Origin of the sequence: Streptomyces sp. RKAG337 (assembly GCF_023701715.1) — a bacterium.
Classification (GTDB): Bacteria; Actinomycetota; Actinomycetes; order Streptomycetales; family Streptomycetaceae; genus Actinacidiphila.
The window spans coordinates 3,620,614-3,639,997 of sequence record NZ_JAJOZA010000001.1 but is presented as its reverse complement, the minus strand read 5'-3'; the positions used below and the strand labels follow the sequence as shown (position 1 = coordinate 3,639,997).

The window sequence follows — 19,384 nt, the reverse complement described above, 5'->3', positions numbered from 1 at the left end:
TTTCGGTGGATCAGGCGGTTGCCGCGAGCTGCGTGCGCTCGGCGTGCCATTCCTTGACGAGGGCGAGGTCGAAGCGCCGCCCGCCGCCGACGTACGGCTCGACGGGCATCCCGTCTTTGATCCACTTGAGGACGGTCCAGTCGGACACGCCGTAGTAGGTCTCCAGCTGCGGCTGGCTGACGAGGGGCAGGAGACCGGGGGGCAGGGGGGTTACTCGCTCGGCCTTAGTCGGCATCGGTCCTTGACCTTTCTACTGTCGAAGTCGAACCTGAGGTCATGGGTGTACGGCTGAAGAGGTGTTGGAGCGGCTCGTCGAGTGCGTCGGCTACCAGCCACGCGCTCCGGAGCCGGCATCCCTCCTGTGCTGTCTGGCCCTTCCCGGTGATGCGCCCGATGGCTGCGGCGCTGAGCCCCTTGCCTTCGGGATCGACCACTCGGGTTGCTGCGGCCAGTCGGGGTCCGGAGAGCTTCGCCGCTCGCATCGCTTTGCGGATTGGCTCGCCGTCGCCCTTGCGGAACAGGTTGGTCATGTGGAGACCTCGGTGCCGTTGTTGGTGTGGCGGCCTCGATTAGCGCCGTTGCGACATTTCTACAGTCACAGTCGCAACAGCGTCAAGGTAAACGCTCCGAGAGTTTCCGGGTTTCTTCGAGTCGCCTCGTATTTCGAACGCGCGTTCTATGATGGTGCGAGCAACGGCGTGAGCCGGGGTGCGACCGGAGCGCTACGCGCGGGTACGAGAACTCGCCACGCTTCTACTTTCGCTTGCGAAAAGTAGAAGACATCGGCAGTCTTACGCATGTGGATAACCAGCAGGAGCCCGCAGGCGAGGACTTCGCGCAGCTGATCACTCGCATCATGGACACCTACGAGGTGAACGAGAGCGAGGTCGCGCGCAGACTTGGCGTCCACCATTCCACGGTCAACATGTGGGTCCAGCGGAAGCGCGGCACAGCACGCGGCCCCGCCACGGCGACGCTCCTCAAGATCCATGAGACGTTCCCTCGGTTCACCCTCGAAGAGATCTCCGCTGCGGCCAAGCGCAAGGCGCCGGGCCCCCTCGACGCGGACGCCACGAAGCGACTGCTCGACCTGTTCGCCGGCCTTACCGCCGAGCAACAGGAGTTCACCGAGACGCAGTTGCGCGCCCTCAATGAGGCGAACCGCGCCACCTGAGAATGTCCGTTGCCGCAGTGCAACCATTCCCGGTTCACGCGAGTCTCAGTTAAAAGGCCCTGGTCACACTCCGTGCATGACGGTTCAACAACACGCGCAACTATGGTCGCAGAATCAGTCATACGGGGGTACGGTCGGTGACACGGCCGACGCCCTCCCCCGCGGCTGGTATGAACTCCAGCTGCCTGCCCACGGGGAGTGTTGCGCATGTGCGTCCGCGTCAAGTTCGCCGACTCGATCACGGTTCCGTACGACGCTTCGCGGCGCGTCGTCGTAGTACCAGTCGGCCTCTCGCCTGACCGCACCCTCGTTGCCGTTCGGGCCGTCCTCGACGAACTCGGCGCGCAGCAGGGCGAGAGCGGTGCAGTCTGCTGGTGCGGGGAGGCCGTGCACATCTGGCGCGGCCGGATCCCCGCTCAGCGACAGAGTGAGGTGATCACTAGTGGCGCGTAGAGCGTCCAACAATCCGCGGCAGATCCGCAGCAAGACGTGCGGCTGCCCGCTGTGCAAGGTCGAGTACCCACCCGAGCAGCACGGCGCGCGCAAGGCACGGCGCGACTGCCTCGGTTCCTGGCAGGCCCGGTACCGGAACCCGGCGGGCGAGCAGAAGTCCCGCAACTTTGACAAGAAGGGGGACGCGGACGCGTTCCTCGATGAGGTCCGCACCGCCGTACGGCAGCGCAAGTACCACGATCCGAAGCGCGGGGAGATCCTCGTCTCGGCGTGGTGGGAGGAGTGGTGGCCGACGCAGGAGAAGAAGGGCAAGACGACCACCCGGAACCGCAAGCTCTCATCGTGGAACGCGCACATCAACAAGCGGTGGGGGACCACGCCTCTCAACGGCATCCAGTACCTCGCGCTCCAGAACTGGCTGACGAACGAGGTCAAGGGGCACGCGACACAGACGAAGGTGCTGGAGCTGATGCGGCACTTCCTCCGCGACGCGGTGCGCGACGGCCGGCTCCAGGGCAACCCGGCCGCCGACGTCGAGGTCACTGCAACGGTGGTGCCGAAGCACCCCGATGACCTCAAGCCGCCCACGCTGGAGCAGTACGAGGCGATCCGTCGCGAGCTGCCGGTGTACTACCGAGTCATCGCTGACTTCGCCCAAGACACGGGCATGCGGTGGGGTGAGTACACCGCGCTGCGCATGTGCAATGTCGACCTCGACGCGGGCCTTGTCTATGTAAGGGAAGTGGTCATCGACGATCACGGCAAACTGCGGCGCCAGGCCATCCCGAAGTCAGCGGCCGGCCTGCGGACGGTGCCGCTCACGCCGAAGGCGCTCGACGCGCTCAAGGCGATGCTCGACCGGTGGGCACCGAAGGCGACTGTGACCGAGATCGGCGACGGAACCGACATGGTTCCCGAGGAGCTGGTGCTCCGCGGCCCACTCGGCGGGGTGCTGAACCGGAACAACTTCCGGCGCGTCTGGATCCCCGCGATCAAGGCGGCCGGGGTTGCACGGCTGGTCAAGAATCCGGAGACGGGCCGCAACGAGTGGTGGCCACGGGTGCACGACTACCGGCACGGCGTCGCGTCTCGCCTGCACGCGGCCGGCATCCCGGAAGTGGATGTTCAGCTGTTCCTCGGTCAGGAGCGCGGCGGGCGTACGACGTGGCTCTACACGCACGGCAGCGACGAGGCGTTGGGCACCGCGCGGAACGCCCTCACGCCGGGCGTCAAGCTGCGTGTCGTGCCCTCTGGTGACACGACGGGGGCCGGAGTCCACAAAGGATCCACAATCCCCCCACGGAGGCTCTCGGAGGCTCTCGGAGATTCCGGCCCGGACGAGGCAACTGCCGTGTGACCAGCGCTCGGAGGGACTCGGAAAGTCTCGGGTGATCTAGGGTGTGTGCATACGTGACTTTGCAAGGCAGATGTCAGGAGTTCGAATCTCCTAGGCTCCACAGTGTTGATCAGCGCGGGACCGTCAGCGGTCCCGCGCTGATTTGCGTATCGGATCACCATCCGGTGCTGCACAATCGGCGGCGTGATGTTCGGCATCCTTGGCGCGACGCAGGTCTGGAACGCGGACGGCAGCGCGGTCGCGCTGGGTGGGCCGCGGCGCCGGGCGCTGCTGGCGCTGCTGTTGCTCGACGCGGGCCGGGTGGTGACGCCCGAACGGCTGATCGACGGCCTGTACGGGGAGGATCCGCCGGCCGGGGTCGCGAACGCCCTCCAGTCGCAGGTGTCCCGGCTGCGCCAGGTGCTGCCGCAGAAGATCGAGTTCCATCCGGCGGGCTACCGGCTCGCGATCGACCCCGACGACGTCGACTCGCACCGTTTCCAGCGGCTCAGCGCGGAGGGCCGTGACGCGCTGGCAGCGGGCGACCCCGCGCGTGCCGCCGTCCTGCTGCGGGAGGCGCTGGAGCTGTGGCGCGGGCCGGCGCTGGCCGATGTGGACGGCGCTCCGTTCGCGCAGGTGCAGGTGACACGGCTGGAGGAGCTGCGGGTCTCGGCCGCCGAGGACCGGATGGAGGCCGAACTCGCGCTCGGCGGGCACCGGGAGCTGGTCGCCGGGCTGCGGGAGCTCGTCGACGCGCATCCGTTGCGTGAGCGGCTGCGCGGACAGCTGATGCGGGCGCTGTACGGCAGTGGACGGCAGAGCGAGGCGCTGGAGGCGTACGAGGCGGCTCGCGGCGAGCTCGCCGACACGCTGGGGGCGGACCCGGGACCGGAACTGGCCGCCGTTCACCTGGCGGTGCTGCGCGGGGATCCGGGGCTGACGCCCGTAGCGCACGCGCATGTTCCACGTGGAACATCGCCCACGACGCCCACGAAGAACGCGACGACCATGCCGGCCGCCTCGGCGACGGCCTCCGCGCCGGCCCGACCGCGGTTCGTGCTGCCCACGCAGCTCACCAGCTTCGTCGGCCGCGACGAGGAGCTGGACCGGATCGGGGCCCAGCTGTCCGAAGGGCGGCTCGTCACCCTCATCGGCCCGGGCGGTGCGGGCAAGACCCGGATCGCGATCGAGGCGGCCGGCCGGTACGGCGGCGAAGCCTGTTTCGTCGAGCTCGCCGGCCTCACCGATGCCGCCGAGGTACCGCACGCGATCCAGGGCGCGCTCGGACTGCGCGAGGCCGGGGTGATGCCCGGTGCCGGTCCGGCGCCCGATCCGGTCGACCGGGTCACCGCGGCTCTGGCCGACCGCCCGCTGCTGCTCGTGCTGGACAACTGCGAGCACGTCGTCGGCGAGATCGCCAAGATCGTCGGCCGGCTGCTCGGGGACTGCGGACAGCTGCGGGTGCTGGCCACCACCCGTGAACCGCTGGGGATCCCCGGCGAGACGCTCTGCCCGATCCCCCCGCTGCGGCTGCCGCCGCCCGGCACGGATCATGTCGGTGCGCTGGCGTTCCCCGCGGTGCGGCTGTTCACCGAACGGGCCGTCGCCGTGCAGCCCGAGTTCGAGCTGGCCGCCGATCTCGATGCCGTCCTGCGGGTGTGCACGGCGCTCGACGGACTGCCGCTGGCCATCGAGCTGGCCGCCGCCCGGCTGCGTTCGATGTCCGCGTCCGAGATCGCCTCCCGGCTCGGCGTGCTCTCCGCGGCGCCGGAGCAGAGCGAGTACGGGCCCGGGATCCGGCCCGACGAACGGTTCCGTCTGCTGTCGCGCGGCAGCCGGACCGCCCAGCCCCGCCAGAAGACACTGCGCGGGGTCGTCGACTGGAGCTGGGATCTGCTCACGGAGGCCGAACGGGCCGTCCTGCGCCGGGTCTCGGTCTTCGCCGGCGGCTGGACACTGGAGGCGGTCGAGGCCGTCTGTGCGGACCGCGCCGCGGACGAGGACGTGACGGGGGACGACACGGCGGACGGCGGCGGGACGCGGGAGGCCGGGGTCGACGCGTTCGACGTGCTCGATCTGATCGACTCGCTCGTCGACAAGTCCCTGGTCGTCGCCCACCGTCCCGAGGGCGCCGACGGGGTCCGCTACCGGATGCTGGAGACGATCCGCGCCTACGGTGCCGAGCGGCTCGCGGAGGCCGGCGAGACCGTGGCCCTGCGCCGCGCCCACGCCCGGTACTTCCTCGGTGTGGCCGCCGCGGCGGAGCCCCATCTGCGGCGCGCGGAACAGCTCGACTGGCTGCGGCGGCTCTCCGCCGACCAGGACAACCTGCACACCGCGCTGCGCCGCCGGGTGGAGGACGGCGACGCCGCGACGGCGCTGCGGCTGCTGGCCCCGCTGTCCACGTACTGGCTGCTGCGCGGCGTGCGGCTGGAGGGCGCCGGGCCCGCCCGCGAGCTGCTGGACATCATCGGGCCGCAGGCGCCGGATGGGCTCGACGAGGAGTACGTGCTGTGCGTGCTCGCCGCGGCCAACGGCGTCTCCGACAACCGTGAGCTGGGCGCGCACACGGCGGCCGCCGACGCGGTCATGGCCTCCCTCGACTACATTCCGCAGCGCTTCCCCAGCCTCACCGTCATCTGGGCGATGGCCATGGGCGCGCCCACCGCCGACGCCGCCGAGCTGATCGCGCTCACCCTGGACGAGCCGGGCCGTGACCCCTGGACCGTGGCGCTGCTGCATCTGGGGCAGGGCTACGCGCACTGGATGGTGCGGGGCGACACCGCCCTCGCGGAGCGGGAGTTCACCGCCGGGCTGGCCGCCTTCCGGGTACTCGGCGACCGCTGGGCGATGGCCAACGCGCTGGACGTCCTGGCGCAGCTCGCCGACTGGCAGGGCGACCACGAGCGCGCCGCGGCGCTGACCGACGAGGCGCTCGGCTATGTCGAGCCGCTCGGAGCCATCGAGGACATGGCGCAACTGCTGTGCCGGCGGGCCGAACGCAGCGCCCGCGACGGAGACACCGAGGCGGCCCGCGCCGACTACGAGCGGGTGGTCGAGCTGTCCGGCCGGGCCGGTGCGCCCGACTGCACGGCGCTGGCCCACCTGGGCCTGGGCGAGGTCGCCCGGGCGCGCGGTGAGCTGGCCGAGGCCCGCGCGCTGTGCGAGCTGGCCCTCGGCGAGAGCGGCACCGGGTGGGCCGGTCTCGACATGAACCGTTCGCTGATCCTGATCGGGCTGGCCAGGATCGCCGAGGCCGAGGAGGACCCGGAACGGGCCCGCGGCTACTACCGCCAGGTCCCCGTGGGCGAGTTGGTGAGCCGCAACGGCCCGGTCGCGGCGAGCTTCGCCGAGGCGCTGGCCGGCCTGGCGCTGCTGGACGGCGGACCGGAGCGGGCCGCGCTGCTGCTGGGCGTCGCCCGGACGCTGCGCGGCGCCGAGGTACCGCCCGACCGGGACACCGCCCGGGCCGGCGCCGCCGCCCGCGCCGCGCTCGGCGAAACGGCCTTCGCCGCGGCGCACGCCCGCGGTGTCGCGCTCTCCCGTGAACAGACGGTCGAGGCGCTGACCGACTTCGACGCTGCGCGGTAAGCGAACGGTCAGTGACCGGTCAGAACGCTCTGACACAGTCACCGGCATGACGAAGAATCAGCAGACGGCGCAGCGTGCGCAGAGCTCCACGACTCCCTCGGACCCCCGGCGTTGGGCGGTACTGGCGATCTGCTGTGTGGCCGCGGCGCTGCTCGGTATCGACACCAGCGTGCTCAACTACGCGATCCCCTCGCTCGTCACCGACCTGAAGCCGTCGGGCACCGAGATCCTGTGGATAGCGGACATCTACGGGTTCGCCCTCGGCGGCCTGCTGGTGGTGATGGGGAACCTCGGTGACCGGATAGGCCGTAAGAAGCTGCTGCTGCTGGGCGCCGGCGCCTTCGGGGTGGCCTCGGTCCTCACCGCGTACGCCACCAGCCCGGAGATGCTCATCGGCGCCCGTGCGCTGCTGGGGGTGGCCGGCGCGACGATCATGCCGTCGACGCTGTCGATCGTCCGCAACGTGTTCACCGACCCCCGCGAGCGCACCACGGCCGTGGGCATCTCCGGCGGCGTCGGGGCGGGCAGCTTCGCGCTCGGCCCGGTCGTCGGCGGCGCGCTGCTGGACCACTTCTGGTGGGGTTCGGTCTTCCTGATCAACGTCCCGGTCCTGCTGGCGGTCGTGATCGCCGGTGCGATCGTGCTCCCCGAGTCCCGCAACCCCGACCCGGGACGGCTGGACTGGATCAGCGTCCCGCTCTCGATCGCCGGGCTGCTGGGTGTCATCTTCGCCATCAAGACGGCCGCCCGTGACGGTGTGCACGAGCCGTCGGTGTGGATCGCCGCCGCGATCGGGGCCGGCTGCCTGATCGTCTTCCTCCGGCGTCAGACCCGTATCGCCTCACCGCTGCTGGACATCAGGCTCTTCCGCAACCCGGCCTTCACCGGCTCCGTCAGCGCCAACCTGGTCGCGATCTTCGCCTCGGCCTCGCTCTCGCTGGCCTTCTCGCTCTACTTCCAGGCCGTCCGCGGCTGGTCCCCGCTGATGGCGGGCCTGGCGCTGCTCCCCGGCCCGCTGTCCGCCGCCTTCGCCGCGCCGCTGTCCTCCGCCCTGGTACCGCGGATCGGCCGGGCCAAGGTGGTGGCGCTGGGCCTGGTCCTGATGTCGGTCAGCATGGTCGGTCTCGGCCTGGTCACCCCGGACTCCAGCTACTGGCTGCTGCTGCCCGCCCTGATCGTCAACGGTGCGGGCATCACGCTGACGTTCACCGTCACCTTCGACACGGCGATGGCGAGCGTGCCGAAGGAGCGGTCGGGCGCCGCGGCGGCGATCTCCGAGACGGCGATGGAGCTCGGCGGGGCGCTGGGCATCGCGGTCCTCGGCTCGGTACTGACCGGTGTCTACCGCGGCGGTCTCGACCTGCCGGCGGGCATTCCGGCCGGTGCGGCCCAGGCCGCCAGGGAATCGGTCGGCGGAGCGGTCGGGCCCGGCGCGCAGCTGTCCGGCCCGATGGGGCGGCAGGTCGCCGAGACGGCGAGCCAGGCCTTCACCCACAGCATGCACGTCACGACCCTGGCGGGCGCCGGCCTGATCGCCGTCGCGGCCGTCATCGCGTTCTGCACCCTGCGGGGCGTCCCGGCGGTGATCGACGAACCTGCCGACGAGAAGGACGGCGCGACGGCCGACGGGACGGACGGCGCCAGGGAACTGGTCGGCAGCTGACCCGGATCCCCGCACATGGCGGAGGGCGGGAGACCCTACCGGTCTCCCGCCCTCCGCCATGAGGTGCGTACGCGCTGTATCGATAGGAGGTCCAGGACCCCGGTGGCCCGGGATCAGGGGTGGGGCAAGGTCAGGATTCGTCGCCGTGGTCCGGGCGTTCGATCCGGTCCGCCTCGGCCTGCTTCGCCTGCACCTCGGGGTCCAGGGGCTCGACGGGCGAGCCGTCGACCTTGTCGAGCGGGTCGGCCTTGTCCGTACGGTCCATGCCGACGAGGGTCGGGCCGCTGCCGTTGAGCGTGGCACGGTCCGCGACCTCGGTCGGCGGAGCGGGCTCGACCAGCCAGTCCGGGTTGGTCTGCTTGCTCCACCACTTCCACGCGGCGAAACCGGCCCCGCTGATCACGCCGAGCACCACAAGGCGCTTGAACGCCTTGCCCGCCTTGGCCCGGCGCCGGTGCTGCCGGCCCAGCTTGTCGATCTCGGCGATGGACACCCTGCCCTGCAGTGCGGCCAGGGCGGCCGCGCCACGTGCCACGGCCTCGTCACGGGCGGGGCCCGCGGCGGCACGGGTGACCTCCACCGCGTGTCCGACCCGGGGGGCCGCGTACTCGTTGGCCTGGCGCGCGGTCAGCGCGGCCTTGACGGCCGCGGTGTCCACGGCCGAAGCGACCTTGGGCGGTAGTGCGGCATGTGCCTTCTGCGCGGCGGTCGCCACTCGGGGCGTCAGCCAGATCTTTGCCTCGTCCGCGTAGTGCGCGGCGCTGTCCTTGGCGGTGACGGCGTATGGAGCGACCACCTCAGCGGCGTGCTGCATGCTGTCCTTGGTCTGCCCGGCTGCGTTGCGCACGCTGTCGATGCGGGTCACAGGAACCTCCTCCTCGGTGGCGTACGGTTTTCGCCTATCCACCCGATTTGAAATCATGCCTGTTTACGGCCGGTCCGGCATGTGCGACCGGGCATATGGGTCAAGGCGGGACACACGGAGAGCTTCCACCGACGATGCCACGATGCGCGCCGGTACGCGATAGAGATGCGCGCCGGTACGCGACAGAGCCGGGGAAGCCGACGGCCACTCCTCGTCCGTGCAAGGATTTGTCCCTGTCAGCGAAGACTATGGAAGGTAGATCGTGGCCGAGCAGCTCTATGCGACCCTGAAGACCAACCACGGGGACATCGAGGTCCGGCTCCTGCCGAACCACGCACCGAAGACCGTGAAGAACTTCGTCGAGCTCGCCGAGGGCACGCGTGAGTGGACCGACCCGAAGACCGGCAAGCCGACCAACGCGAAGCTGTACGACGGCACGGTCTTCCACCGTGTGATCACCGGCTTCATGATCCAGGGCGGCGACCCGCTGGGCAACGGCACCGGCGGTCCCGGCTACGAGTTCGCGGACGAGTTCCACCCCGACCTCGGGTTCGACAAGCCCTACCTGCTGGCGATGGCCAACGCGGGCCCGGGCACCAACGGCTCGCAGTTCTTCATCACCGTCTCCCCGACCACGTGGCTGACCCGCAAGCACAGCATCTTCGGCGAGGTCACCGATGTGGCCAGCCAGAAGGTCGTGGACGCGATCATCGCCACCCCGACCAACCCGCGCACCGACCGCCCGGTGCAGGACGTCGTCATCGAGTCGGTCGCGATCGAGACCCGCGAGGGCTGATCGCGCCGTACTCTTCGGGAACACTGCGCCCTGCCCGTCCGTATGGAGGGGCAGGGCGACGCGCGTCCCCAGGAAGAGGACCTCATGGACCAGGCGGTCTGCTGCTACCGGCACCCCGATCGCGAGACCGGCATCCGCTGCACCCGTTGCGAACGGCCGATCTGCCCGGAATGCATGGTCAGCGCCTCGGTGGGCTTCCAGTGCCCGGAGTGCCTGGGCGAGGCCCGGCGGACGACGCCCGCGCCGCGTACGGTCGTGGGCGGCACGGTGGCCGCCGACCCGCACCTGGTCACGAAGATCCTCATCGGGCTGAACCTGGCGGTCTTCGTGCTGGTGCAGGCGCTCGGCGACCGGCTCGCCGGCGACCTGTCGCTGTACGCGTACTGCGACCCCGTCGTGCGGCAGTACTGCATCGGCGTCTCCGAGGGCCCCGACCAGTGGTACCGGCTGATCAGCTCGGTCTTCGCGCACCAGGAGTACTGGCACATCGGCTTCAACATGCTGACGCTGTGGTGGATCGGCGCACCGCTGGAGGCCACGCTCGGCCGGGCCCGCTATCTGGCGCTGTATCTGATCTCGGGGCTCGGCGGCAGTGCTCTGGTGCTGCTGCTCGCCCCGTACCCGGGCGCGCTGGGGGCCTCCGGGGCGATCTTCGGCCTCTTCGGGGCCACCGCCGTCTTCATGCGGCGCAGCCGGATGGACATGCGGCCGATCCTGATCCTGCTCGGGCTGAACCTGTTCTTCAGTTTCACCTGGTCGAACGTCAGCTGGCAGGGCCACCTCGGCGGCCTCGCGGCCGGCACGGTGATCGCGATCGGGATGGCGTACGCACCACGCGAGCGGCGCGATCTGGTGCAGTGGGGGACCTGTGCGGCGGTGCTGGCGGCCACCCTCGTGGCCAGCTGGATCGCCGTGGCTCAGATCACCGCCTGAAGGGCGTTACCACTGGCGTTGATCAGACGTTATCCACAACGAGTACCCGATCCTGTGCACCCTGTGGGGAACGTGTGTGCGTGCGGCCACCGCATCGTGTTTTCCCTGCAAGATCAACGAAAGACCGGTGGCCGACACATCGGCCACCGGTCACACCGGCGTCAACCTCGTAGAGGTTATCCACAGATCTTCCGACCTTTTCCCCACTGTGGATAACCGTGTGGACAACTCTGGGGAGAACCGTCCGGGCCAGCTCGGGAGCCGGCTACTTCCACTGCGTGGAGACCACGAATCCGCCCGCGATGAAGCCGAAGCCCACCACGATGTTCCAGTTCCCCAGCGCGTCGATCGGCAGGCTGCCCTGCGTGACGTAGAAGAGGACGATCCAGGCCAGACCGATGACGAAGAACGCCAGCATCAGAGGCGCGACCCAGTTGAAGCCGGACTTGAGCTTTATCGACTGCGTCTTCTCCGGCGGCGGAGTGAAGTCGGCCTTCTTGCGGATCCGTGACTTCGGCACGAGGAACTCTCCTGTCGATGCGCTGCGTAACCGCGCGGGGATGTCGGGGATGTGAGGCTGGCCGGGCGGGTGGGGGCACCACCGCGGACGGGCGTCCGTTAGCGTAGTGCTTCCTCGGGTGTGAAGGAGACAAGGGTACGGTGACCGATTCCGGCGACGCGCCCCCCTCCCGTCCTTCTCCCGCTCGTCCTTCCACCCGCACCGTAGTACTGCGGACGCTCAGTGCGGGAGTCTTCGCGCTGGCCGGACTGATCTTCTGGATGAGCTTCGACACGGCCAAGGGCGTCAACATCCGCAGCGACGACCCGCTGCCCAAGCTCTCGGACAACGTGCGCAAGCAGAGCAGCCGGAACCAGGAGCTGGAGAAGCAGCTCACCGCGGTCCGGAACGATGTCGACACCCTCACCCGGCAGGGCGTCGGCGCCACCGACGCGAACCGCAAGCAGCTCGATCTGCTCGAAGAGGAAGCCGGCACGAAGGCGCTGACCGGACCGGCGCTGAACGTCACCCTCAACGACGCCCCGCCGAACGCCACCGCGCTCGTCCCCGGCGTGCCCGACCCGGCGCCCAACGACCTGGTCATCCACCAGCAGGACCTGCAGGCCGTGGTCAACGCGCTGTGGGAGGGCGGGGCCGAGGGCATCCGGGTCATGGACCAGCGGCTGATCTCCACCAGCGCGGTCCGCTGCGTCGGCAACACCCTGATCCTGCAGGGCCGCGTCTACTCCCCGCCGTACAGAATCACCGCTGTGGGTGACCAGAAGAAGCTGCGCGCCGCCATCGACCGGAACGCGACCATCCAGAACTACCTCCAGTACGTCAACGCCTACGGGCTCGGCTGGAAAGTGGAGGCGGACAACCGGGTGACTCTTCCCGGCTACTCCGGCACAGTGGATCTCCACTACGCGAAGCCCGTCTCCTGACCGGATTCGCGACCGGCGGCGGGCGAGGGGGCGGGGGCGCCGATGACGATCCGGCTGGTGGTGCGGACGCTGAGCGAACTGTGCGTCACCGCGGGTGCGTTGATCGTGCTCTTCGTCGTCTACCTCCTGTTCTGGACCGGTGTGCGCGCGGACAGCGCGATGAACGGCGAGCTCGACCGGCTGCAGAACACCTGGGCCACCGGCTCCCTGGCCCCCGCGGAACCCACCCCCGCCCCGACCGCGACCAGCGGCACGCCGTCCGCCGCCCCGCCCGCCCCGGCGCCGTACCGGAACGGCACGTCGTTCGCCGTCATGTACATCCCACGGCTCGGCTCCGGCTGGCACAAGCCCGTCCTGCAGGGCACCGGCACCGGCGTGCTGAAGAAGGGGCTGGGGCACTACACGGGCACCGCGCGGCTCGGGGAGACCGGCAACTTCTCGGTGGCCGGCCACCGGCGCACCTACGGCGACCCCTTCAAGGACTTCCCCAAGCTGCGCAAGGGCGACCGCGTCTACCTCTTCGACGGCACGTCCTGGTACACGTACGTCCTGGACCGCGACCCCTTCCGTACCGTCCCCACCGACGTCGGCGTCATCGACCCGGTGCCGAGGGAGTCCGGCTGGACCGCGCCGGGCCGCTATCTGACGCTGACGACCTGCGACCCCGAGTGGGGCCACAGCCACCGGCTGATCGCCTGGGCGCACCTGGAGACGGTGAGCCCGGCCGGGCAGGGCGAGCCGAAGGGTTTGTCCGGGTAGGCCACCGGTCCCGCCGATCTCCCCTTACTCTGTTCCGGGGAACCGGGAAGGAAGGCACCGCATGTACGGCTGGATCTGGCGGCATCTGCCGGGCAACGTGTGGCTCAGAGCGCTGATCTCGCTCGTGCTCGCACTGGCTGTCGTGTACGTCCTGTTCCAGTACGTCTTCCCGTGGGCCGAACCGCTGCTGCCGTTCAACGACGTGACCGTGGACAACGGTATGAACGCGACGAGCGGTATGAACGCGACGAACGGGATGGCCGCCGTCCGATGACCGCTCGCATCCTCGTGGTGGACAACTACGACAGCTTCGTCTTCAACCTGGTCCAGTACCTCTACCAGCTCGGCGCCGAGTGCGAGGTGCTGCGCAACGACGAGGTCGAGCTCGCGCACGCGCAGGACGGCTTCGACGGGGTGCTGCTCTCCCCCGGGCCCGGCGCGCCGGAGCAGGCCGGGGTCTGTATCGACATGGTCCGGCACTGCGCGGAGACCGGGGTGCCGGTCTTCGGCGTCTGCCTGGGCCTGCAGTCCATGGCCGTCGCCTACGGCGGCGTGGTCGGCCGGGCGCCCGAGCTGCTGCACGGCAAGACCTCGGCCGTGACGCACACCGGCACCGGGGTGTTCGCCGGGCTGCCGTCGCCCTTCACCGCGACGCGTTACCACTCGCTGGCGGTCGAACGGGACACCGTGCCACCGGAGTTCGAGGTCACGGCCTGGACGGACAGCGGCATCATCATGGGGCTGCGGCACCGGGACGCGGCCGTCGAGGGCGTTCAGTTCCACCCCGAGTCGGTCCTCACCGAATGGGGCCATCTGATGCTCGCCAACTGGCTGGTGGCGTGCGGAGACGAAGGCGCCCCCGACCGTTCGACGGGACTGGCGCCCGTGGTCGGCAGGGCCGGGGCGTGACCGGGACCCGCCCGGACGAGCCCCCGTCCTACGAGGACACGGGGCAGTTCGCGGTGGCGGTCGGACAGCTCGCGGACCCGCTCAGCGACCCCCTTCCGGGTCGCGGGCCGCTTCGGCCGGCGCCCGAAGCGGCGGAACCCCCTCCCACACCCGCATCACCGTCAACACCCGCACCACCGGCATCTGCCGACGTTTCCGGCGCCTCCGACGCCGGCCAGGAGGTCATCGGCTCCCCCTGGTTCCGCCCGCACGAGATGCCGCAGCCGGCGTCCCAGCAGGTGCCTCAGCAGACGCCCGTAGCGCCGGAGCACCAGGCGAGCGCGCCGCCGCCCGCGTACGACACGGCGCCCGCCGCGTACGACGAGGGATACGGCACGACGTACGAGGGCGGGTACGACAGCGGTTACGACGCGGGGACGGCCGTGTCCGCGCCCGCGCCGGTACCCACGTCCACCCCCACCCCCGTGCCGACGCCGACGCCGACGCCGCCCAGGGTCCGGCGCAGGGGCGTGCCCGGCGAGACGGCGCAGTTCCCGGCCGTGCGCCCGGACGGAACGCCGGACGAGTCCGCCGGGACGGAAGAGCCCGGTGCGACCGGCGCTACCGGCGCCGCGGACGAGACCGCGGCCACGGCGGCGGGCGCCCCCGCGACGAGTGCGCCGGCGCCCGGCGGCCGTGCCGAGCGCCGTAAAGCGGCCAAGCAGGGCGCTGGGCACCGTGCCAGGGGCCGGGCGGTCGCCGGGGCCACCACGGCCTCCGAGCCCGCCCAGACGGCTCCGGCGGCTCCGGCGGTCCCCATGACCCGTCTGGAGGCCAGACGCGCGGAGCGGGCGGCCAAGGACAGCGCCGCGGTGATCCTCAGCCGGGTGATCGGCGAGGTGTTCATCTCGGTCGGTGTGCTGATGCTGCTCTTCGTGACGTACCAGCTCTGGTGGACCAACATCCGCGCCCATCAGCAGGCCAGCGGCGCGACCAGCGCGCTGCAGAACCAGTGGAACAACGACACGAGCGCGAAGAAGAACGACGACCGCAAGGCCGACGCCTTCTCCCCCGGCCAGGGCTTCGCGATCATGTACATACCCAAGCTGGATGTGAAGGCGCCGATCGCCGAGGGCGTCTCCAAGCACAGCGTCCTGGACAAGGGCATGATCGGCCACTACACGGGTGCGCTGAAGACGGCGATGCCGTGGGACAAGCAGGGCAACTTCGCGCTCGCGGCCCACCGCAACACCCATGGAGAACCGTTCCGCTACATCAACAAGCTGGTGCCGGGCGACAAGATCGTGGTCGAGACCGAGAGCACGTACTACACGTACGAGATGACGAGCGTGCTGCCGAGCACGTCTCCCTCGAACGTCAAGGTCATCCAGCCGGTCCCGCAGGGCTCCGGATTCACCAAGCCGGGCCGCTACATCACCCTGACCACGTGCACCCCGGAGTTCACCAGCACTTACCGGATGATCGTCTGGGGCAAGATGGTCGAGGAACGGCCGCGCAGTCAGGGCAAACCTGCCGCGCTGCCCGACTGACCGGCCCCGGGCCGGACCACGGACTGCCACAGAACGGAACAGCGGTGACGACGACCAATCGCGGCGGGCGGGGCCCGGTCGCGGCCATCATCAGTGTGATCGGTGAAGTGCTGATCACCACGGGGCTGGTGCTCGCCCTGTTCGTCGTCTACTCGCTGTGGTGGACGAACGTGATAGCCGATCGCCACGCGAAGCGGGACGGCGACAAGGTCCGGCAGGACTGGTCCGCCCCCGGCCCCCGCGGCCTCGACACCAAGGACGGCATCGGCTTCCTCCATGTCCCCGCGATGGGCAGGAACTTCGAGGTCCTGGTCAAGAAGGGCACCGACACCGACATCCTGAACGAGGGCGTCGCCGGCTACTACGACCAGCCCGTCAAGTCGGCCATGCCGTGGGACAAGCAGGGCAACTTCACGCTCGCCGCCCACCGCGACGGCCACGGCGCCAAGTTCCACAACATCGACAAGCTCAAGAACGGCGATCCCGTCGTCTTCGAGGACAAGGACACCTGGTACGTCTACAAGGTCTACTCGGTCCTCGACGAGACCTCCAAGTACAACGTCGGCGTCATCAACCAGATCCCGACGGAGTCCGGCAAGAAGAAGCCGGGCCGCTACATCACCCTCACCACCTGCACCCCCGTCTACACCTCCCGGAACCGCTACGTGGTCTGGGCGGAACTGGCCCGCACCGACAAGGTCGACGCGAACCGCACCCCGCCGGCCGAACTGGGCTGATCGTCACCCGGATTAATGAACATCCAACAATAGGCTGGAATTTTCGATTTGCACCGTTCTACGTTCCGCCCAGGAGGTGGTTCGTATGAGCGAACACATCAAGCTGCCGGCCACGGCGGCTCAGCAGGACGCCATCGATGTCAACGACTTCGTCTACGCGGCGACGGGGTCGCGAGTCCGCCGGCTGACCATGCCGGACGGAACCCACTGGTTCCCGGCGGTCGATGTCGCGGTGAATCTGGGCTACACCAATACGCGGCAGGCGCTCGGCATGCACGTCCCCGCAACATGCGCGACCACGGTGGCGGAACTTGCACGAACCGTCTCTGGAGCAGACGGTTCACGCAAGTTCGCAGCTCACGGGCTCAAGAGTCACATGAAGTTGGTGAATCTCCAGGGTCTGGTCCGGCTCGTCAACGCCTGCACGAAGCCGGAGTCCGAGCCGTTCAAGCAGTGGGTGGCGGAGGTCGTCGTCACCGTCCAGCGGGACGGTTCCTACTCCCTGGAGAAGGCCGAGGTCCAGCCGTCCGCGTCCGGCGCCCCGACCGCCTATGCGATGCCGGGGGACGTCGCCGACGCGATCGTCCGGCTGGAGGAGCACAACCTCCGGCTGGACGAGGCGCTGCTCACCACACAGCGCGAGGCGCAGGAGACGCGCCGGGACATGGCGCGGTCGCAGGACCGGTTGGTCCGTGCCATGGACCGGATCGGTGACACGCTGGACGCCATGCTCGCCCGGCAGGTGCAGCCGGCTCCGGCCTCGGTGCCGGAGCCGCCCCGGCTCACGGCGGAATCCGTGCTGGCGGACTGGAAGTCGCGGCTGTCCGTGACGGAGGACGTCTGGGCGGTGGCCATCGCCATCGCTCCCGTGCTGGCTGAGCACGGGGAGATCCGGCAGTCGCTGGAGACCATCGCGGCGCGGACCGGTCTGACGGTCCATCGGGTCAACGAGTGTCTGCGGTTCATGCGCAAGCACGCCTGCATCCGCTCGCTCGGGGGGACGCACGAGGGGGCGCCGGTCTATGCGCTGAACCGGCAGTAGCCGGGAACGAAGGTGGGGGCCGTCGCAAACCGAAGTTGCGGCGGCCCCCGGCAGGCAGACTACCGACCCTCATCGGCAGTTCGCGGATATTCCGGCGCTGTGTCACACGAAGGGGCCACGGACGGGATGTCCGTGGCCCCTTCGTCGTGCTCGTGCTTCCGGTTCCACCCGGCGGGCCGTCAGTTGCCGAACAGGCCGCCGTTGTTGTCGTTGCCGGTTCCGCCGGTGGTGAAGAGCTGGACCGTGCCGCCCTGCTGGACGGGCTGGTTCGGCTGCGGGAAGGACTGGGCGACGACGGCGTCGTCCTTCTTCGGGCCGAGGACCTGGACCTTCAGGCCCATGCCCGCCAGCTGGTCCTTGGCGTCCTTCAGCGTCTTGCCGACCAGGTCGCCGGGGACGGTGAGGTTCTGCTGCTGCGGCGCCTTGGCGATGAACAGGGTGACCGTCTGGTCCGGTTGGGCCGTGCTGCCGCCCGCCGGGTCCTGCCGGAGGATGGAGCCCACCGGCTTGTCGGCCGACTCCTCGTCCTGGGTCCGTACCTTCAGACCCTGGTCGATGAGCGTCTGCTTCGCCTGGGCGAGGGGCATCTGCGTGACGTCCTTGACCGTGATCTCCTCGGGCTTCTTGGCCACGGTCAGCGTGACGACCGTGTCCTTCGGCTTGAGGGTGCCGCCCGCGGGGTCCTGCTTGGTGACCGTGCCGTCGTCCTTGGTGTTCGACGTCTCGGTCACCTCCTTGACCTGGAATCCCTTGTCCTCAAGGGACTTCTTGGCGTCCTCGAACTTGTCGTTGACGACGTCCGGGACGGGGATCGGGGCCACGCCCTTGGAGATGGAGACCGTGATCGTCTTGTCGGCCGCGAGCGCGTCGTTGGCCTTCGGCAGCTGGTCGCAGATCGCGTTCGCCGGCTGCGCCTCGCAGAACTTGGTGTCGCCCTTGACGACCTTGATGGACGGGTCGACGTTGGCGGCCGCGTTCTGGGCGTCGGCGAAGGACTTCCCCACGAGGTTCGGGGCCGTGAGGGAATCCGGCGCGCCCTTGTCGCTGAACAGCGCCCGGCCGAGGAAGATCGCGCCGACCAGGACGAGGATGCCGGCCAGTACCAGCAGCACCGTCGAGGTGTGGTTCTTCTTCTGCCGGCGGCGGTCGGGGCGGTCGTCGTAGCCGTAGCCCCCGTCGTCGTCGCGGACCGGGGGAAGCATGGAGGTCGCGGGGTTCTGCGGGGGCAGCGCCGTGGTCGCCGCGCCGTCACCGTAGCCGCCGCCGTACCCGCCGTAGCCGACGGATCCCATGGCGGCGGTCGCGCCCACGGGCTGGCCGTCGAGGTACGACTCGATGTCCGCGCGCATCTCGTCGGCGGACTGGTACCGGTAGTCCGGGTCCTTGGCCAGCGCCTTGAGGACGATGGCGTCCATCTCGGGCGTGATCTCGGGATCGAAGTTCGACGGGGGCTGCGGCTCCTCGCGCACATGCTGGTACGCCACGGCCACCGGGGAGTCGCCGACGAACGGCGGCCGCACGGTCAGCAGCTCGTACAGCAGGCAGCCGGCCGAGTACAGGTCGGAGCGGGCGTCGACCTGCTCGCCCTTGGCCTGCTCGGGGGAGAGGTACTGGGCCGTGCCGATGACCGCGGAGGTCTGCGTCATCGTCATGCCGGAGTCGCCCATGGCACGGGCGATGCCGAAGTCCATGACCTTGACCTGGCCGTTGCGCGTGAGCATCACGTTCGCGGGCTTGATGTCGCGGTGCACGATGCCGGCGCGGTGCGAGTACTCCAGGGCCTGCAGGATGCCGACGGTCATCTCCAGCGAGCGCTCGGGCAGCAGCTTGCGACCGGAGTGCAGCAGTTCGCGGAGGGTGGAGCCGTCGACGTACTCCATGACGATGTACGGGATGGAGATACCGTCGACGTAGTCCTCGCCGGTGTCGTACACGGCGACGATCGACGGATGGTTCAGGGAGGCGGCCGACTGGGCCTCACGGCGGAACCGGGCCTGGAAGGACGGGTCGCGGGCGAGATCCACCCGGAGCGTCTTCACAGCGACGGAGCGGCCGAGCCGGGTGTCGTGGGCGAGGTACACCTCGGCCATGCCACCGCGGCCGAGCACCGAACCCAGCTCGTACCGGCCGCCGAGGCGACGCGGCTCTTCCATA

General features: G+C 69.8%; 18 protein-coding genes. 13 read left to right on the top strand and 5 right to left on the bottom strand.

Annotation, left to right across the window (positions count from 1 at the left end):
- Positions 1-10: 10 nt before the first annotated feature.
- On the bottom strand, positions 11-235 hold the full coding sequence (locus LNW73_RS16045; protein ID WP_250990362.1) for a terminase small subunit: 225 nt from the start codon (positions 233-235) through the stop codon (positions 11-13).
- Positions 225-530: an XRE family transcriptional regulator gene (locus tag LNW73_RS16040; RefSeq protein WP_250990361.1), complete on the bottom strand. Its 306-nt coding sequence runs from the start codon at positions 528-530 to the stop codon at positions 225-227. The genes LNW73_RS16045 and LNW73_RS16040 overlap by 11 nt, the downstream gene beginning before the upstream one ends.
- Before the next feature lie 269 nt (positions 531-799).
- Here LNW73_RS16040 and LNW73_RS16035 point away from each other — a divergent pair, with 269 nt between their 5' ends.
- The 4 genes from LNW73_RS16035 to LNW73_RS16020 all read left to right on the top strand — a co-directional run bounded on the left by LNW73_RS16035 (position 800) and on the right by LNW73_RS16020 (position 8,217).
- Positions 800-1,174, top strand: coding sequence for an XRE family transcriptional regulator (locus LNW73_RS16035; protein WP_250990360.1), 375 nt, complete (start codon positions 800-802; stop codon positions 1,172-1,174).
- A 442-nt stretch (positions 1,175-1,616) separates the two neighbouring features.
- Positions 1,617-2,984: a tyrosine-type recombinase/integrase gene (locus LNW73_RS16030; protein WP_250990359.1), complete on the top strand. Its 1,368-nt coding sequence runs from the start codon at positions 1,617-1,619 to the stop codon at positions 2,982-2,984.
- Positions 2,985-3,167: 183 nt separating this feature from the next.
- Complete coding sequence (locus LNW73_RS16025; protein ID WP_441349481.1) at positions 3,168-6,554, top strand: BTAD domain-containing putative transcriptional regulator; 3,387 nt, start codon at positions 3,168-3,170, stop codon at positions 6,552-6,554.
- A 46-nt stretch (positions 6,555-6,600) separates the two neighbouring features.
- The gene (locus LNW73_RS16020) at positions 6,601-8,217 is read left to right on the top strand and encodes an MFS transporter (protein ID WP_250990357.1); all 1,617 of its coding nucleotides are present in this window, start codon (positions 6,601-6,603) and stop codon (positions 8,215-8,217) included.
- Between the two features lie 130 nt (positions 8,218-8,347).
- Here the strand turns inward: LNW73_RS16020 and LNW73_RS16015 are convergent, their stop codons facing one another.
- Positions 8,348-9,082 carry a DUF5324 family protein gene (locus LNW73_RS16015; protein ID WP_250976780.1) on the bottom strand — a complete coding sequence of 245 codons (735 nt, stop codon included), beginning with the start codon at positions 9,080-9,082 and terminating at the stop codon, positions 8,348-8,350.
- Between the two features lie 262 nt (positions 9,083-9,344).
- Between LNW73_RS16015 and LNW73_RS16010 the strand changes: the two genes are divergently transcribed.
- Both LNW73_RS16010 and LNW73_RS16005 read left to right on the top strand, forming a co-directional pair.
- Complete coding sequence (locus LNW73_RS16010; RefSeq protein ID WP_250990356.1) at positions 9,345-9,878, top strand: peptidylprolyl isomerase; 534 nt, start codon at positions 9,345-9,347, stop codon at positions 9,876-9,878.
- Positions 9,879-9,962: 84 nt separating this feature from the next.
- Positions 9,963-10,811, top strand: coding sequence for a rhomboid family intramembrane serine protease (locus LNW73_RS16005; RefSeq protein WP_138351192.1), 849 nt, complete (start codon positions 9,963-9,965; stop codon positions 10,809-10,811).
- Positions 10,812-11,076: 265 nt separating this feature from the next.
- Here the strand turns inward: LNW73_RS16005 and crgA are convergent, their stop codons facing one another.
- Positions 11,077-11,331: a cell division protein CrgA gene (gene crgA / locus LNW73_RS16000; protein ID WP_250976783.1), complete on the bottom strand. Its 255-nt coding sequence runs from the start codon at positions 11,329-11,331 to the stop codon at positions 11,077-11,079.
- A 140-nt stretch (positions 11,332-11,471) separates the two neighbouring features.
- On the opposite strand from crgA, the gene LNW73_RS15995 reads away from it, so the two are divergent.
- The 7 genes from LNW73_RS15995 to LNW73_RS15965 all read left to right on the top strand — a co-directional run bounded on the left by LNW73_RS15995 (position 11,472) and on the right by LNW73_RS15965 (position 17,230).
- Positions 11,472-12,254: a DUF881 domain-containing protein gene (locus LNW73_RS15995; RefSeq protein ID WP_250976784.1), complete on the top strand. Its 783-nt coding sequence runs from the start codon at positions 11,472-11,474 to the stop codon at positions 12,252-12,254.
- Between the two features lie 42 nt (positions 12,255-12,296).
- Complete coding sequence (locus LNW73_RS15990; RefSeq protein ID WP_250990355.1) at positions 12,297-13,013, top strand: class E sortase; 717 nt, start codon at positions 12,297-12,299, stop codon at positions 13,011-13,013.
- Positions 13,014-13,074: 61 nt separating this feature from the next.
- Positions 13,075-13,287: a hypothetical protein gene (locus LNW73_RS15985; RefSeq protein ID WP_250976786.1), complete on the top strand. Its 213-nt coding sequence runs from the start codon at positions 13,075-13,077 to the stop codon at positions 13,285-13,287.
- Positions 13,284-13,922, top strand: a complete 639-nt coding sequence (locus tag LNW73_RS15980; protein WP_250976787.1) for an aminodeoxychorismate/anthranilate synthase component II — start codon at positions 13,284-13,286, stop codon at positions 13,920-13,922. The genes LNW73_RS15985 and LNW73_RS15980 overlap by 4 nt, the downstream gene beginning before the upstream one ends.
- Complete coding sequence (locus LNW73_RS15975) at positions 13,919-15,451, top strand: class E sortase (protein WP_250990354.1); 1,533 nt, start codon at positions 13,919-13,921, stop codon at positions 15,449-15,451. Before LNW73_RS15980 ends, LNW73_RS15975 begins: the two co-directional genes overlap by 4 nt.
- A 44-nt stretch (positions 15,452-15,495) precedes the next feature.
- Positions 15,496-16,188 carry a class E sortase gene (locus LNW73_RS15970; protein ID WP_250990353.1) on the top strand — a complete coding sequence of 231 codons (693 nt, stop codon included), beginning with the start codon at positions 15,496-15,498 and terminating at the stop codon, positions 16,186-16,188.
- Positions 16,189-16,273: 85 nt separating this feature from the next.
- Positions 16,274-17,230 carry a BRO-N domain-containing protein gene (locus LNW73_RS15965; protein WP_250990352.1) on the top strand — a complete coding sequence of 319 codons (957 nt, stop codon included), beginning with the start codon at positions 16,274-16,276 and terminating at the stop codon, positions 17,228-17,230.
- 179 nt (positions 17,231-17,409) lie between these two features.
- Here LNW73_RS15965 and pknB read toward each other — a convergent pair whose 3' ends face one another.
- Positions 17,410-19,383: a Stk1 family PASTA domain-containing Ser/Thr kinase gene (pknB, locus tag LNW73_RS15960; protein ID WP_250990351.1), complete on the bottom strand. Its 1,974-nt coding sequence runs from the start codon at positions 19,381-19,383 to the stop codon at positions 17,410-17,412.
- Between the last annotated feature and the right edge of the window lies 1 nt (position 19,384).